The following is a 15427-nucleotide window of genomic DNA, read 5'->3' as shown; positions in this document are numbered from 1 at the left end:
AGATAAAAGCCAGCCTGATTAAAGGCTGGCTTTTTAGTATTGAAAAACTGCTATTTAGAAGCGGTATTCAACACCGATACTTGCTTGTTTTAAATCGGTTTCAAAATTAGTGTCGTCAATATCGTCAACGGCTTCTTCCGCGTCTAGTTCAGCGTCGTATACCGTGTATTCCGCGTTTACTAAGAAGTTAGCGGTAATGGCGTAACTTAAGCCTGCGCCCACAAAGAGGCTTTCATCGTCTGATTCAGTTAAAATGCCACCTAGATTATACTCAGTTTCTGACCACAGTTGACCTGCTTTTGCATAAAGTGAGAAACGGTCCGTTAACGGAAGAATACCTTTAATCGCTGCCGTATACCCATCGGTATTCCCGCCAGCTAGGTCGGTGCCGTAGTCACCGAAGTCGATAAAACTACCTTCTAATGCTACGTACTCGTTGAATTTATAACCTAGCAATCCTTGCCATACATCTTTGTCGTCATCAAAGTCGTCTTCACCTTCTACACGAAGGTATCCGTAGTTACCGCCTACATAAAATCCACTATCTTCAAGCGTAATATCAGTTGATTGCGCATAGGCACCGAATGATGTTAATGATGAAAGTGCTGCGATTCCTGCAAGTGCTGTAAGTGTTTTTTTCATAATGACATCCTCTTTTCAATTTATAACTTTCCATTAGCTTCCCTTAAGGAAGTTCAACGTGAAGCTGTAATTGTTCACGGTTGATGCCATTAGCTATTCAATTGGTATGCCAGCGTAAATTTCACAGAAAAGAGGGAAAAACCGTGAAAGAGCTTCACAGTTTACACAGGTTTTTGACCGGAGTTGTACAGCTTTTAATCGTCGATTAAAAGCTGTACGGCAGAACTTTCATGCCCTTTGAAAAGAATACATAAGCTTTGCTGTATGTAATGACTTACTTAGCGCTGTTGCCTTTGCCTGGCTTAACAGCATGGACTATGGCCTTTAGCTTTTCTGTATCTAAAGCTTCTTTTATTGCTGCGCCCTTGTGCCCTTTGGCAATAATGTCTTTAACATTAACCTGGTTCGCTGCGGTTAATGCCTTATTAATTAGGCCGTGCATAGCTGACCATTTTACTCCACTTGCCTCTGCCGCAGGGCCAATGGCAACAAGTAATCGTTCAAAGCGCTCAGCTCGTCGCCAGGCGTCCGCTTCGTTGAAAACAGTGATCAGGGCGTCTGGGGTTATACTTGTTTTGGTATTAGTCGTTTCAGTAGAGCTCGCTTTATGGTTTGTCGCAGAGCCAATATCATTGCCTAGCAATAAGGTTTTAAATTTACAGGCTAGCACAACAATCTCGCTTACTTGGTTTGGCACCCTTAGACGCTTACACAGCGCAGCTGCTTTTTGCTCATCTAACGATATGCAAAGTGAGGTAAACCGAGTAATTAATATTTGAATATCATCTTGTACTTTTTTATCAGTGCTGACGTTTTCATCAGCTCTGGTATCGATACTGTCGTCGCTGCTGCTGTCGCCGTTATCGTTGTTACTACCGTTACTATTAGTGGTGGCTACTGCTTTAACCAGTAACGCTATTGCTTCGTCGATTATGTCACTGAGTTCCATAAACCAGCTTGGCAACGCCTTGCTTTTTGCTAACGTAGAAAAATACACTTCGGGAGATTGCTCTAAAAGGCTGCGCTTAGTCTCTTGCCATACGCGTTCTGCACTCAATGCAGTTAACTCGCCGCTTGTCGCCATTGATGACATAAGGGCGATGGTGTCTTCGGCAACGTAGAAACCTAAGTAGGCGTACCTGGCGGCAAAGCGGGCCGCGCGAAATACTCGTAACGGGTCTTCACTAAATGCTTGAGAAACATGGCGCAAACACCTGTTTTCTAAATCAGCTTTTCCGTTATAAGGGTCGATAATATTGCCCGAATTATCTTGCGCCATGGCGTTAACGGTAAGGTCGCGACGTCGCAAATCGTCTTCAAGCGTCACTTCAGATGATGCATCGCAAATAAAGCCCGTGTAACCAGCCCCAGATTTTCTTTCTACGCGGGCTAGGGCATATTCTTCATTAGTGCGAGGGTGGAGGAATACAGGGAAGTCTTTTCCTACTTGTGTGAAGCCTTTTGCGAGCATGTCGTCAGGGGTTGCCCCCACCACCACGTAATCGCGTTCGGTAACGGGCCGTCCTAACAATGTGTCTCTAACGGCACCACCAACCAAGTAAACTTGCATGTATTCTCGCTCTTCAAAAAGTAAGGGTAATAATGGTGAGTATACCAATGTTACAATTAAATTTGTTACTGCGTGCTATGGCGCTTTTACTTACCGTCATGCTCTGGTAGTTTAATCATCGTTTTTACGATGAATTAGCGAAAACCATGTACTTGAATTACTTCGGGTTAAACGACAACCCGTTCTCCATAGCACCAAACCCCGACTATCTTTACATGAGCCCACGACATAAAGAGGCTCTAGCACACTTAACCTTCGGCTTGAGGGAAAGCGGTGGTTTTGTCATGCTAACTGGGGAGGTTGGAACAGGCAAAACAACGGTTTCGCGAAAGTTACTTCAACAGCTGCCGGATAACACTCAGGTAGCGATGATTTTAAACCCCACGTTATCAGCCTTAGAGCTCTTGGCCACAGTGTGTGACGAGTTAGGGCTTTCATATTCATCTGATAAAGCCAGCCTTAAATATTTCACTGACCTCATCTTGTCTAAACTCGCCGAAAATCATAAATCGGGTATGAATACCGTATTGATGGTTGATGAAGCGCAGCATTTATTGCCTGAGGTATTAGAGCAGTTGCGCTTATTAACTAATTTAGAGACTAACCGAGAAAAGCTGCTTAAAGTGGTGTTAATTGGCCAGCCTGAGCTGCAGCAATTGCTTAAACGCAATGAACTACGACAGCTTGCACAACGCATTACGGCTCGATATCACCTGTTGCCGCTAACCGCGCCAGAGGTGAGTTCTTACATTGCACACCGACTTAGCGTGGCAGGTGGCGATATTAGTATTTTCAGTAAGGGTACTTTGCGTGCAGTACATCAAATAACGGGGGGAATTCCTCGGGTTATTAATTTGCTATGCGATAGGGCGTTAACCCTTTCATTTACTAAGCAACATGCGGTGGTGAAAAAGCCCATTTTTCTCGCTGCGGCAGAACAAATTTTGGGTGAGGATGTCGTAAGCCAAAGAGTGCAGGGCCAAAACCGGTGGTACTTGACGGGTGCGTTTTTGCTGGCGTTAGTGTGTGGGTATGCCATTGGGAGTTTGTATGTCTAGTATGTCTAATATGTCTAATATTGTTGCTATTGAAAATTTGCAGCCAGGCATGGTGATAGTTCAAATTACCAAGCAAAACGGGCCAGTTAAAATACGCAAATCCGGATTAGTATCGAGCGATGCTATGGTGCAAGGCCTTTCAGAGATGGGAGTGCAAGAACTTGAAATTGACCCTGAACAAACAGTTGAAGTTGCGCCTCCAACTCCCACTTCAACTCACCATCGCACGCAAACGCAGGCATTGTTGCGGGGCCAGCACGATACGTCGGCGCGCTTCGATAAATCGTTGAATGACCAATTCAATCGCAGCTTATTTTTGCCTACCGTTGAAGGGCTTCCGTCGTCGTTTTCGCTCTATGCAAAGCAAGCTTTTGTTTTTGCCGTTGTGATAATAGGCGGGCTTGCCCTTGGCTTTACCGCGGCGACTAAGAATAATTGGTGGCCGGCGTTAGCCTCATCAATTTCTACAGATACCTCAACATCAGCGGACAATATTGATACTGCGTCGAATACGCCCTCGAATATCACTGCAGATGCAGCATCGAATCAAAACGGTATTAGCGGTGAGCAAACCTCATCCAGCAACACAGGGAATAATCCAACGCCTGCGCTGCAGGCATCTCAAGAGCAAAATGCACAACAGCAGCCGACGCAACAGTTGTCACAACAATTATCACAACAGCTAGGTCAACAATACGTTGGTAATACGCAAGATAATGCGCAGAATATGATGGATAACAACGCATCGCAGCCGTCGAATAATCAAACCGCTTCAAATGGCTCTGTAACTACTGCTAGCAACACTGGGCTGAACACTAATTCTGGGGGCGCTAATTCTGAAATTGGCAGAGTTGGCAATCAGGAAAGCAGAGGGCAAAATATTATAAAAGAGCAGCCCTCTAGCGACGAGTACGAAGGGAAAGTGCTTAACGAGGAAAATAGCACTAACAATATAGAAGTTTCTCCAGAGCTAATGGCGCGATTTAACGCGGCAGTTGAAGCACTTGATGAACAATCACCGGGCTCAGCGAGAGAGCCTGAAACCAAGGTGACGGTACGTGACGATACCTTACGGGTAGACCAATTACCGGTTAGGTTGTTAACTCGGTTGCCTACCATGAACTTCAGTGCTCATATGTACGCGTCTCAACCGCGAGATCGATGGGTTAGGGTAAATGGTCGACAGCTCTCAGAGGGCGACTGGATTGCCGATAAAGTTCAAATAGTGAATATTGAGGCACAGCGTGTAGTACTAGCCTTTGAAGATGAAATATTTACTATGGCAGCGCTTACTGACTGGTAGCGTGCAAGGCAGGCCAAGCCCCGATTATCGGTTATTGCTTACTGCGGGGCCTGTCGAACAAATACCTCTTTAAAGAACTTCGGTAGGTTAATTTTGAATTCTTCCGGACGCACGCCAGATACCACCTCATCGTTATAAAGACTGAGGTCTATCTTTTTAATTTCATTAAAATGGTTTGATGTAACACTGTAAAAAGTCATCACGTGAGGATTTATTGGGTCTTTTGGGTTTATTTTGCTAACAATGCCTAACTTGCCGCTTTTCAATTTAACCAACGAGCCCACTGGGTGCACGCCAATACATTGGATGAACTGTCTAACAAGCGATTGGTCCAAACCAGCAGAGCCAGAAAGGCGCTTCAACGCCTGCATGGGAGTTAGACTAGCCTGCGACGGATGATGAGATGTTAACTCATCATAAGTATCTACAATGGCGGCTATTCGAGCAAATTCTGATATATCATTGTTACTGAGGCCTCTTGGGTAACCACTGCCGTCTACTCTCTCTTGATGTTGTTCAATAACCTGCAAAGACAAATCGGGAATATCTCCGCATTGCTCTACTAAGTTAGCGCCAATTTCAACGTGAGTTCTCAAAACAGCGATGTCGTCTTCAGATAACGCTGCAGTTGGCCTTCGAATATCAGCAGGTATCGAAGACATTCCCGTATCCATAAGCAGTGCGCCTAAGCTTGCTTGTTCAATACTGTCTCTGTCGTAGCCAAGAAATTTACAAAATATTCCGGTTAACACAGAGCAGTTTATCGAGTGTTCTAGCAGGTAGTTGTCAGTATCTTTAATCAGAGTGAGACAGCTTAGTGCGTCTCCATTATCAAAGACACTCTCTATAAGACTTTGCGAGAGCGAGGTCATAGGAGATAAGTCGGTCACGGCTCCTTCGTTTAACGCCTTAACAAAACTGCTTTGAATTGACAGTGCATTCTCATAAAAGTCATTGGCTTCGTTGATGGATGCATTGTTAAGGGGTTTCGGCTTCGCGGCTGCAGACTCCACACTTTCGTTTGCCACACTATTATCAGGCTCATTATCTTTAACAAGATGGTCTTTAACAGGATGGTTTTTAACGAGGTGATGTGTGGACTTAGCCATATCAACCTCTAGCAGTAATATGCCCTTCTTTTTTAACGTATCTACAATGCTCTGCGACTTTACGACGCCTTCTGAGCGCATATGTAGGGCGCCAGATTGCTCGAGAACCTGTGTTACGTACATTCCTTGTTTTAGCTCATCGATGGATACTTGCTCCAGCATTTTTTAATCCGTTTACTGCGTTATTTGAGACCCGTTAAATTAGCATAGGGCGAGGTGTGATGAAATGCCAATAATGAGGTTTGTTTTTTTAAAAGCAAAAATTGTTTCTTCTACTTGCAGTGGTTTTATTCGTATCGGCAAAACTAAAAGTAAAGCTCATTTCTTTGCCTAAATTTTTGATTCAGCCTCTAGCTAGTTCAATGTCAAAGACGTGTCCTACGTACTGTTCGATCTTTTACGCTAGCAGTAGCGTAGCAAACTTGTATAGATAATAAGTATTTAACTCTTGCAATAGCGCATTTCCTGTCTAGCTAGTTACTTTTATAGCTAGAGCGCTATTCGCGGCATAGGGGCTAATTATGCACACCAGTGCACCAGAATAAGGATGTCCTATGAAAGATGAAAAGCAAACTACGCCCGGGCTTTTACTAGCTTTAACACCCGTTGTGTTAACGCTAATAATTTTGGGAACTCAAATTTTCTATTTTGGCGTTTTCGAGCCTCATATCCCCTTGGCGATAGGTGTAGCGCTTGCGAGCTTTGTAGGAGTTTATCTTGGGCTCTCGTGGGAAGATATTCGCGCCGGTATTTTTAAGGTTATTCATGTTGCGTTGCCATCGGTAAGTGTGCTCATAACGGTAGGCATGATTATCGGTATTTGGATTGCGAGCGGCACAGTACCCACCATTATTTATTACGGTTTAAAAACCTTATCACCAGAGATATTTCTTGCCGCTGGTATGGTTATTTGTGCTGTGGTGTCAGTGTCTTTAGGCACAAGCTGGGGAAGTGTTGGAACCGTTGGCTTGGCCCTAATGGGCATTGGCGAGGGTTTTGACATTCCTATGTATTGGACGGCAGGCGCTGTGGTGTCTGGCGCATTTTTCGGTGATAAGGTATCGCCGCTTTCTGACACGACGAATCTGGCACCAGCGGTGACAGGTACCGACGTCTTTTCACACATACAAAACATGATGGCCACAACTATACCGGCAATGGTCATTGCGCTGTTAATCTATATTGGCGTTGGCTTTTTTGTTATCGATACGCAAAGTGTGTCGTTTGAAAAAATTGAAGGTATTACTACCGCTTTAGAAGATAGCTTCTACATATCTGCATGGGCGCTATTGCCCGCTTTGGTGGTGATGGTATTGGCATTGAAAAAATTCCCACCTCTGCCTTCGCTGTTCGCAGGTGTAGTTGTTGGCGGCGCGTTTGCAATGGTCACACAAGGGCAGTCACTCCAGGCCGTGTTTGACTATGCAAATAACGGTTACTCCATTCAAACTAATATTAGCGAAATAGATACATTGCTTAATCGCGGCGGTATTCAGTCGATGATGTGGACAATCTCGCTAGTGCTTATCGCACTAGGCTTTGGTGGAGCCCTTGAGACAACAGGCTGCTTGAGAAGCATTATCAATGCTATTAAAAGTAAAGCAAAAACGTTTGCAGGTACTCAAGTTGCCGCCGTAGGAACTGCGTTTGCAACGAATCTTGTTGCCGGCGACCCTTACCTATCTGTTGCTTTACCAGGACGTATGTATTCTCCTGTTTATCGCGGTATGGGGTATTCAACGCTTAATCTTTCCCGTGGTGTAGAAGAAGGCGGTACGCTAATGTCGCCACTCATCCCGTGGAATGCCGGGGGCGCGTTTGTTATTTCCGCACTAGGGCTTGGCATATCTGGTGATAACTTACAAAACCTACTCTACATACCGCTGGCTTTCGCATGTTGGACAGCGCCATTAATAGGGATATTCTATGCCTATACCGGTATGTTTTCACCAAAGGCATCGGATAAAGAGCGAAAAGAGTGGGAGTCATCAGGTGCTGATATTGCCAAGTTCAATGATGACGGTACGCCAGTGACTGAATGATTGTGCCTTTGTCGACTAAAAGGGGGGCCGATGAACGACGCTCTTATTAAACATGGCTCTTTTTAATCAAAACATCAATTGAAAGAAATAGCGTTTAAAGTATTTAGATGGAATAGAAAAGCGAGAGTTGTCAATAACTCTCGCTTTTTGTTTGTCGCTTTATTTAGGTTTTAATGTTGGGCTCTTAATATTGGGCGTTTATCGTAGCGGCCCCAATGCAGCCTAAAGCCAGCTAGGCTGCTTGTCCTCAAACGCGTTGATAGCACTATCCAGCTCGAGAGTTTGACCTATTGCATCTAGGCCTTTTATCAGATTAGTTTTGTGATGAGGTGCTATATCAAAACTAAACGATGCATCGTTGTAGCTCACTGTCTGCGCCGGCAAATCCACCGTAATAGCGACCTTTGGATCTGCTTTTACAGCGTCAAATAAAGCGTCCATTTGTTCGCTGCCTAACGCAACAGGAACAAGCTGGTTGTTAATACAGTTGCCATAAAAGATATCAGCAAAGCTGGTGGCAATAACGGTTTTAAAACCAAAATCGGCCAGTGCCCAAGGTGCGTGCTCTCGACTTGAACCACAACCAAAGTTTTCTCGTGCCAACAATACGCTAGCGCCTTTATGCTCTGGCTTATTCAGTGAGAAATCTGGATTAGGCTCTTGCTCTTTTAAATCCAAATAGCGCCAATCGTGAAAAAGGTGCTTGCCGTAGCCTATACGGGTGACACCCGTAAGAAACTGCTTAGGAATAATTTGGTCTGTGTCCACATTGGCTTGGTCTAACGGTGCTGCAATGCCCGTGTGGTGTGTAAAACCTTGCTCTGACATGTATTACTCCTGATAGTCTCTAACGTCGGCGAAGTGGCCGTTAATCGCTGCGGCCGCAGCCATTGCGGGGCTCACTAAATGGGTGCGTGCACCACGACCTTGGCGTCCTTCAAAGTTTCTGTTGCTGGTTGATGCACAGCGATCGCCAGAAACCAGTTTATCGTCGTTCATACCCAAACACATTGAACAGCCAGGTAAGCGCCACTCAAAGCCAGCCTGCTCGAAGATTTTATCTAAACCTTCAGCTTCAGCTTGGCGTTTTACTGCACCAGAACCCGGCACCACAATAGCGGTAACCGATGACGATACTTTGCCTTTTTTGGCAACATGAGCTGCGGCACGTAAATCTTCTATACGGCCATTGGTACATGAGCCAATAAAAACGTGATTTACTGCTACATCAGCGAGCTTTTCACCTGCCTTCAAGCCCATATAGCTCAGTGCTTTTTTCGCACTTTCTATTTCAATTGGGTCGCTAAAGTCTTCTGGAGCCGGCACTGGAGTATTTACCCCAATAACTTGCCCTGGGTTGGTTCCCCATGTGACCTGCGGTGCTATGTCTGCCGCTTCAAGTTCGACAACCGTATCAAAGCTTGCACCGTCTTCGGTGTATAGGGTTTTCCAATAGGCAACCGCGTCATCCCAAGACTGGCCTTTGGGGGCGTATTCGCGGTCTTTCAAATACGCGAAAGTAACGTCGTCTGGTGCTATAAGCCCAGCTTTTGCCCCCGCTTCAATACTCATGTTACATACGGTCATTCGCTCTTCCATGGTAAGTCCACGAATGGCCTCGCCCGCATACTCAATCACATGACCTGTTGCACCAGCGTGTCCAACTTTGCCGATGATAGCCAAAATAATATCTTTCGCTGTAATTCCCACGGGAAGTTTGCCATTCACATTAATAAGCATGCTTTTTGCGCGGCTTTGCTTCAGAGTTTGTGTGGCTAAAACATGCTCAACTTGAGAAGTACCTATTCCAAATGCAAGTGCACCGAATGCGCCATGGGTTGCAGTGTGAGAGTCGCCGCACACTACGGTCATGCCAGGCTGTATAAGCCCTAATTCTGGCCCCATTACATGCACGATGCCTTGTTTTTGATGGCCTACAGGGTAAAGCTGAATACCGTGATCTTCACAGTTTTTGGCTAGGGTATGCAGCTGCAGTGCGTTATCTGGGCCGCATGCATCAATGGCTAACGAGCGCGTTGATATGCTGTGATCCATGGTTCCCACAGTTTTATCTGGGCGACGCACTTTACGGCCTTTGTCGTTAAGCCCAGCGAATGCTTGCGGAGATGTCACTTCGTGAATTAAGTGGCGGTCGATATAAATAAGGCTATCTTCGCCTAGTTGGTCGACAATATGCGCTTGCCATACTTTGTCATATAAGGTCTTGGCCATGTGGTATTTCTACTCCTGCGCCATTAATTGTTTAACAATTTCATCGCCTACTTGCGATGTATTTGAAGCTTGGTCTCTTTTATCTTCAGGCAGCAGTTCGCCGGTGAGTACGCCCTTTTCAAGAGTGGCGACCACGGCTTTTTCAATAGCATCTGCGGCGTCGTTTAAGTTCATACTGAATCGCAACATCATGGCTGCCGATAAAATTTGAGCGATGGGGTTTGCAATACCTTGGCCTGCAATATCCGGCGCTGAACCGCCTGCAGGCTCGTATAAACCAAACCCGTCTTCATTCATACTTGCCGATGGCAAAAGCCCCATAGAGCCGGTCATCATAGCGCATTCATCAGATACGATGTCGCCAAACAAGTTTGAACACAGCATGACGTCAAATTGCGCGGGGTTCTTCATTATTTGCATGGTCGCGTTGTCGATATAGATGTGATCTAACTCAACATCGGGAAAGTCTTTGGCCACTTCTTCTGCCACTTCACGCCACAATCTGCTAGTGACCAATACATTGGCTTTATCTACTGAGGTGACTTTACCGCGACGCTTTTGTGCTGCTTCAAAGGCGGCGATGGCAATACGGCGAATTTCTCGTTTGCTGTAGCGCATTGTGTCGTAAGCAAACTCTTCCTCGCCTTCACCCTCACGACCTTTAGGCTGGCCAAAGTAGATGCCGCTGGTAAGTTCGCGCACTACCAACACATCAACACCTGATTTAGCAATGTCTTCACGAAGTGGAGATAAACCTTCAAGGCCAGGATAGATACGTGCAGGGCGCAAATTACTGAATAAATCGAAATGGCTTCTTAAAGTAAGCAGTGCAGCGCGTTCGGGGCGCTTTTCAAGTGGAAGTGTATCCCACTTAGGGCCGCCTATGCTGCCAAATAAGATCGCGTCTGCTTGTTCACAACCTAACAGTGTTTTAGCTGGAAGGGCCTCACCTTCGGTATCGATAGCAAAGCCACCTACAGGAAACTCATTGCGATTTAGCGTAATGCTAAACTTCTTTTCTACAGCATCTAAGACCTTGTTGGCCTCTTGCATAATTTCTGGACCGATACCGTCTCCGGCTAATACGGCAATTGAAAACTGGCTCATTTACACTCCTACAACGCGTTCTTGTTGATTCTTTTGCTGGTCAATCTGGTCGGCCAGATAAGTATTGTTCAGTACAAATATCAATGATTTTACACCGGCTTCTACGATATCTGTGGCCAAGCCTATACCGTGGAATCGACGCTCTTTATATGTGGCGATGACACTCACTTGCGCTAACGCATCTGCACCTTCGCCTTTTGAATCTAGTTTAAAGTCGACAACTTCTAAGTCTTCATGACCAAGAATAGAGATTATCGCTTTAAATGCGGCATCTACTGGTCCGTTACCTGTGCATGCCTGTGTAATCTCTTGTTCGCCCACTTTCATTTTTACGGTAGCGCTTGGGATAATTTCTCTGCCCGAATTAGCCTGTAGGTAAAGTAGTTGATAGTGCGCTTGGTCGTGCTTTTGCTTATCGAAAAACAACAGTGCCTCAAGGTCGTAGTCGTAAACCTGTCCTTTTTTATCAGCCAGCTTTAAAAACGCATCGTATACGGCCTCCAAATCAAATTCTTCAGGCTTGTAACCTAATTCAGTAAGCCTATGTTTAATAACATGGCGACCCGAACGAGAGGTTAGGTTTAGGTTGTTCTTATTAATGCCCACGCTCTCAGGCGTCATAATTTCATAGGTATTTTGCGCTTTTAAGACACCGTCTTGATGAATACCTGACGAATGGCTAAAGGCGTTGGCACCAACAATGGCTTTGTTTGATTGCACCGGCATATTACACAGCTGGCTGACAAGTTTAGACGAACGTGAAATTTCCGTGGAATTGATATTAGTATCAATCCCAAGCAGCCCTTTTCGAGTTTGCAAAATCATTGCAATTTCTTCTAGCGACGCGTTACCTGCACGCTCACCAATACCATTTATAGTGCACTCCACTTGACGCGCACCTTGCTCTACTGCAGCCAGTGAATTAGCAACAGCTAAGCCCAAGTCGTTGTGGCAATGCACAGAGATAATGGCTTTATCGATGTTAGGAACCCGATTGAACAACTGCTGAATAATACCGCCAAACTCAGTGGGCGTAGTGTAGCCAACAGTATCTGGAATATTTACCGTTGTAGCGCCCGCGTGAATAGCAGCTTCAACCATACGGCAAAGGTAGTCGATATGCGTTCTGCCGGCGTCTTCACAAGAAAACTCCACATCATTGGTGTATTTACGGGCATGCTTTACCGCAGCCACGGCCATGTCTACCACATCATCATGAGATTTACGCAATTTGGCGCCAACGTGTATTTCCGATGTGGCAATAAAGGTATGTATTCTAAACTGATCAGCTACGCTAAGGGCTTGGCCGCATGCATCGATATCACCGGGAAGGGCGCGGGAAAGACCGCAAATCACTGAGTTTTTGATCTCTTTGGCAATCAACTGTACTGATTGAAAGTCGCCAGGCGAAGACACAGGGAAACCGGCTTCAATAATATCTACACCTAGTCTCTCAAGCGCCAGTGCAATCTGTAACTTCTCTTTGGCACTTAGACTTGCTGGCAAGGCCTGCTCACCATCTCGCAACGTGGTATCAAAGATTTTCACTTGATTTGTCATGACGCTCTCTCAATTGAATAGTAAAAAAAAACCCGTGCTGTGCACGGGTTTTTGTGTGATTAGTCGCTGGTCGCAATCTACCCGTGCAGTCTGGCTGCCATTAGGAGTAGTGTAATTAGAAGAAAACGAATACGCATTTTTCAAAAATCTTTGCTGACCAAAATTGATAACGACAATTTAACCATGTCAGCCTTGGACGTCAACCATTGTTTACCATATTGATTAAATTTTTATGAAAAAATTGATCTTAATGCCAGTATTAGGATGTTTATCCTAATTAGTGGCGTGGGCTCTCTGGTTTTATGTGTTAAACGTCTGTTTGATTGCTGCTAATGCAGATAGCGAGACTGACTTTCGAAATAATTAGTATGTTTGTACTCTTTTTGACTGATATTGATAAGTCGTTAAATGAATTAATACTTATTATTTTTGTATTTTTATTCATTTATGGGTTGGTATGGCATCGCTAATGTCTCCTTAAAAGAAAAAAGGGCGTAGACAAGTCCTTTATTTCAATAAGGTAAAGTTCTTCCAGTTTATTTGAGTAGACAGCCGCATTTCTCTGATAGACAGGGCACGAGGTGATACGCGAGATTTGAAGTTCCAAGCATGACCTGAGCAGGCGCTCGCCATGATGGTTTTCGTTGGTTTAAGGAGAGTTTTACTATCAAAAGAGCCGTGGCTTTCAAGTCCACCTTCACGAGACTCTTCATCTGAGCTTTCAATAAAATGACTAGCCTGCTTATTTCTTCGATTCACTTCTTGACTGTTTCCCCGATTGACTCCATCAACTGTAAACCAACCGTGTTTGTTCAAATGAACGACGTCATCTACCAACATCGTTTTGTCGATAGCGTCTAATTCAAGGTGAACGCCTTCAATGGTTTTAACTAAGACTGGAACAATTAACCCATAGTCGGCATGTTTTCTAAACCATTGCGCTGTTGCATCAGCATTCTGTGGTAAACGGGGCGCAGATTTTGGCTGCTTGGCGTACCAGCTTCCGTTATAGGTATCGGTAGATAGTGGAGTGGGATTGGTTACAAAATATCGAGCGACACTTCTAATATGATGAGGCAAGCCACCAATTCGGCGTTTAAGGATAGACGCATTAGTGATCCCGCTATGTGCAATAAACAAAAGCTCCCTTTCGTACAGCGCCGTACACACTTCAGAAAACTGTGCGTGATTACCACCCAGTTCGCCTAAGTCGTTAAAAAAACCTGATTGTGTTTTTGGCGGATGACTGTTTATGCTCACGTTAACATCGCGTTTTGACTGTCTCTGCACTAACCGTATCAAGAATACTGCAAACTCGCCACTGCTCGATGCAGCGATTACAACGAATTAGAATGAATGCGGACAGCAGCAAGAAAAAAGGCGTAATCGTAGCCGCGATTACGCCTTATGATATAGCGCCTGTGTTTAGGTCACTGGTTAATAATTGTGAGTACTTTACTGACCTTTAATTTCAGAAAGGCCTTTATAGGTTGCTGCACTACCAAGCGCTTCTTCAATACGTAGAAGTTGGTTGTACTTAGCGACACGGTCAGAACGGCAAAGAGAGCCAGTTTTGATTTGACCTGCTGCAGTACCTACTGCCAAATCAGCAATGGTCGCGTCTTCAGTTTCGCCAGAACGATGAGAGATGACAGCGGTAAAGCCAGCGTCTTTCGCCATTTTAATTGCGTTAAGCGTTTCTGTTAGTGAGCCAATTTGGTTGAACTTAATAAGAATTGAGTTACCAATACCGTTATCGATACCGCGCTTAAGAATTTTGGTGTTAGTGACGAACAAATCATCACCAACAAGCTGTACTTTGTCACCAATCTTCTTCGTTAAGCTTTCCCAGCCGTCCCAGTCACTCTCGTCCAAGCCATCTTCGATAGATACGATAGGGTACTGTGAAGATAGGTCAGCTAAGTAGTCGCCAAACGCTTCTGAGTCGAAGCTCTTATCTTCACCAGACAATACATACTTACCGTCTTTGTAGAATTCAGACGCCGCACAGTCGAGGGCAAGGGTAATGTCTTCATTCATTTTGTAGCCAGCGTTTTCAACGGCTTGTACGATAACAGCAAGTGCCTCAGCGTTAGAGCTAAGGTTTGGTGCAAAACCACCTTCATCACCCACGGCGGTGTTGAGCCCCTTCGCTGACAGTACTTTCTTAAGTGAATGGAAGATTTCAGCACCCATACGCAGTGCTTCTTTAAAGCTTTTCGCGCCAACTGGCTGAACCATAAATTCTTGAATATCAACATTGTTGTCTGCGTGCTCGCCACCATTGATAATGTTCATCATAGGCACAGGCATTGAGTATTGACCAGACGTGCCGTTTAGGTCAGCAATGTGCTCATAAAGCGCCACGCCTTTTTCAAGGGCGGCTGCCTTTGCTACAGCAAGAGATACAGCCAAAATAGCGTTAGCACCAAGAGTTTCTTTGTTTTCAGTGCCGTCTAAGTCAATCATCACCTGATCGATATCAGACTGCGCTAGTGCATCTTTGCCTAAAAGAGCCGGAGCAATGGCGTCGTTAATAGCCGCTACTGCTTTAATTACACCTTTACCAAGGTAACGAGACTTGTCGCCGTCACGCAGTTCTAATGCTTCGCGGCTACCCGTAGACGCGCCAGAGGGTGCAGCAGCACGACCCATAACGCCAGACTCTAAATAAACGTCTGCTTCTACAGTTGGATTACCGCGTGAATCTAAGATTTCACGTCCGATGATGCGACTAATTTTCGCCATGTTATTTCCTCAACAATTGATGTGGGAACGCAACGGGAAAGCGTTCCCTTTATTAG

General features: G+C 45.1%; 12 protein-coding genes. 3 read left to right on the top strand and 9 right to left on the bottom strand.

The genetic code is table 11. From position 1 onward, the window contains the following. Positions 1–54: 54 nt before the first annotated feature. Positions 55–642: a porin family protein gene (locus tag V7R39_RS01840; protein ID WP_334027588.1), complete on the bottom strand. Its 588-nt coding sequence runs from the start codon at positions 640–642 to the stop codon at positions 55–57. A 274-nt stretch (positions 643–916) separates the two neighbouring features. Then, positions 917–2212: a CCA tRNA nucleotidyltransferase gene (locus V7R39_RS01835; RefSeq protein ID WP_334027586.1), complete on the bottom strand. Its 1296-nt coding sequence runs from the start codon at positions 2210–2212 to the stop codon at positions 917–919. Positions 2213–2358: 146 nt separating this feature from the next. Between V7R39_RS01835 and V7R39_RS01830 the strand changes: the two genes are divergently transcribed. Together V7R39_RS01830 and V7R39_RS01825 are read left to right on the top strand one after the other, a co-directional pair. Beyond that, the gene (locus tag V7R39_RS01830) at positions 2359–3270 is read left to right on the top strand and encodes an ExeA family protein (protein WP_334027584.1); all 912 of its coding nucleotides are present in this window, start codon (positions 2359–2361) and stop codon (positions 3268–3270) included. 10 nt (positions 3271–3280) lie between these two features. Then, positions 3281–4573: a general secretion pathway protein GspB gene (locus V7R39_RS01825; protein WP_438823501.1), complete on the top strand. Its 1293-nt coding sequence runs from the start codon at positions 3281–3283 to the stop codon at positions 4571–4573. Positions 4574–4611: 38 nt separating this feature from the next. On the opposite strand, the gene V7R39_RS01820 is transcribed toward V7R39_RS01825, so the two are convergent. Then, positions 4612–5844 (bottom strand): HD-GYP domain-containing protein, encoded by a 1233-nt coding sequence (locus V7R39_RS01820; protein ID WP_334027580.1) that lies wholly within the window; start codon positions 5842–5844, stop codon positions 4612–4614. 392 nt (positions 5845–6236) lie between these two features. Between V7R39_RS01820 and nhaC the strand changes: the two genes are divergently transcribed. Beyond that, positions 6237–7724 (top strand): Na+/H+ antiporter NhaC, encoded by a 1488-nt coding sequence (gene nhaC / locus V7R39_RS01815; protein ID WP_334027578.1) that lies wholly within the window; start codon positions 6237–6239, stop codon positions 7722–7724. A 222-nt stretch (positions 7725–7946) separates the two neighbouring features. On the opposite strand, the gene leuD is transcribed toward nhaC, so the two are convergent. From leuD to eno, 6 genes are all read right to left on the bottom strand, one after another. Continuing rightward, positions 7947–8552: a 3-isopropylmalate dehydratase small subunit gene (gene leuD, locus V7R39_RS01810; protein ID WP_334027576.1), complete on the bottom strand. Its 606-nt coding sequence runs from the start codon at positions 8550–8552 to the stop codon at positions 7947–7949. A gap of 3 nt (positions 8553–8555) precedes the next feature. Beyond that, entirely contained in the window at positions 8556–9956 is a 1401-nt protein-coding gene (gene leuC / locus V7R39_RS01805) for a 3-isopropylmalate dehydratase large subunit (protein ID WP_334027574.1), read from the bottom strand. Positions 9957–9965: 9 nt separating this feature from the next. Further along, a complete protein-coding gene (gene leuB / locus V7R39_RS01800; RefSeq protein ID WP_334027572.1) occupies positions 9966–11063 on the bottom strand; it encodes a 3-isopropylmalate dehydrogenase in 1098 nt (365 codons plus the stop codon). Then, a complete protein-coding gene (gene leuA, locus V7R39_RS01795) occupies positions 11064–12623 on the bottom strand; it encodes a 2-isopropylmalate synthase (RefSeq protein ID WP_334027570.1) in 1560 nt (519 codons plus the stop codon). 507 nt (positions 12624–13130) lie between these two features. Next, on the bottom strand, positions 13131–13883 hold the full coding sequence (locus V7R39_RS01790; protein ID WP_334027568.1) for a hypothetical protein: 753 nt from the start codon (positions 13881–13883) through the stop codon (positions 13131–13133). 195 nt (positions 13884–14078) lie between these two features. Then, positions 14079–15371: a phosphopyruvate hydratase gene (gene eno, locus V7R39_RS01785; protein ID WP_334027566.1), complete on the bottom strand. Its 1293-nt coding sequence runs from the start codon at positions 15369–15371 to the stop codon at positions 14079–14081. Between the last annotated feature and the right edge of the window lie 56 nt (positions 15372–15427).

Source organism: Alteromonas sp. P256 (assembly GCF_036864455.1).
Classification (GTDB): domain Bacteria; phylum Pseudomonadota; class Gammaproteobacteria; order Enterobacterales; family Alteromonadaceae; genus Alteromonas.
This window is presented reverse-complemented; position numbering and strand designations above follow the sequence as displayed.

Coding starts and splice junctions, on each gene's coding strand:
- leuB (WP_334027572.1), bottom strand. CDS start 11,063: ATGAGCCAGTTTTCAATTGCCGTATTAGCCGGAGACGGTATCGGTCCA.
- V7R39_RS01830 (WP_334027584.1), top strand. CDS start 2,359: ATGTACTTGAATTACTTCGGGTTAAACGACAACCCGTTCTCCATAGCA.
- leuD (WP_334027576.1), bottom strand. CDS start 8,552: ATGTCAGAGCAAGGTTTTACACACCACACGGGCATTGCAGCACCGTTA.
- V7R39_RS01840 (WP_334027588.1), bottom strand. CDS start 642: ATGAAAAAAACACTTACAGCACTTGCAGGAATCGCAGCACTTTCATCA.
- eno (WP_334027566.1), bottom strand. CDS start 15,371: ATGGCGAAAATTAGTCGCATCATCGGACGTGAAATCTTAGATTCACGC.
- V7R39_RS01825 (WP_438823501.1), top strand. CDS start 3,281: ATGTCTAATATTGTTGCTATTGAAAATTTGCAGCCAGGCATGGTGATA.
- V7R39_RS01835 (WP_334027586.1), bottom strand. CDS start 2,212: ATGCAAGTTTACTTGGTTGGTGGTGCCGTTAGAGACACATTGTTAGGA.
- leuC (WP_334027574.1), bottom strand. CDS start 9,956: ATGGCCAAGACCTTATATGACAAAGTATGGCAAGCGCATATTGTCGAC.
- leuA (WP_334027570.1), bottom strand. CDS start 12,623: ATGACAAATCAAGTGAAAATCTTTGATACCACGTTGCGAGATGGTGAG.
- nhaC (WP_334027578.1), top strand. CDS start 6,237: ATGAAAGATGAAAAGCAAACTACGCCCGGGCTTTTACTAGCTTTAACA.
- V7R39_RS01820 (WP_334027580.1), bottom strand. CDS start 5,844: ATGCTGGAGCAAGTATCCATCGATGAGCTAAAACAAGGAATGTACGTA.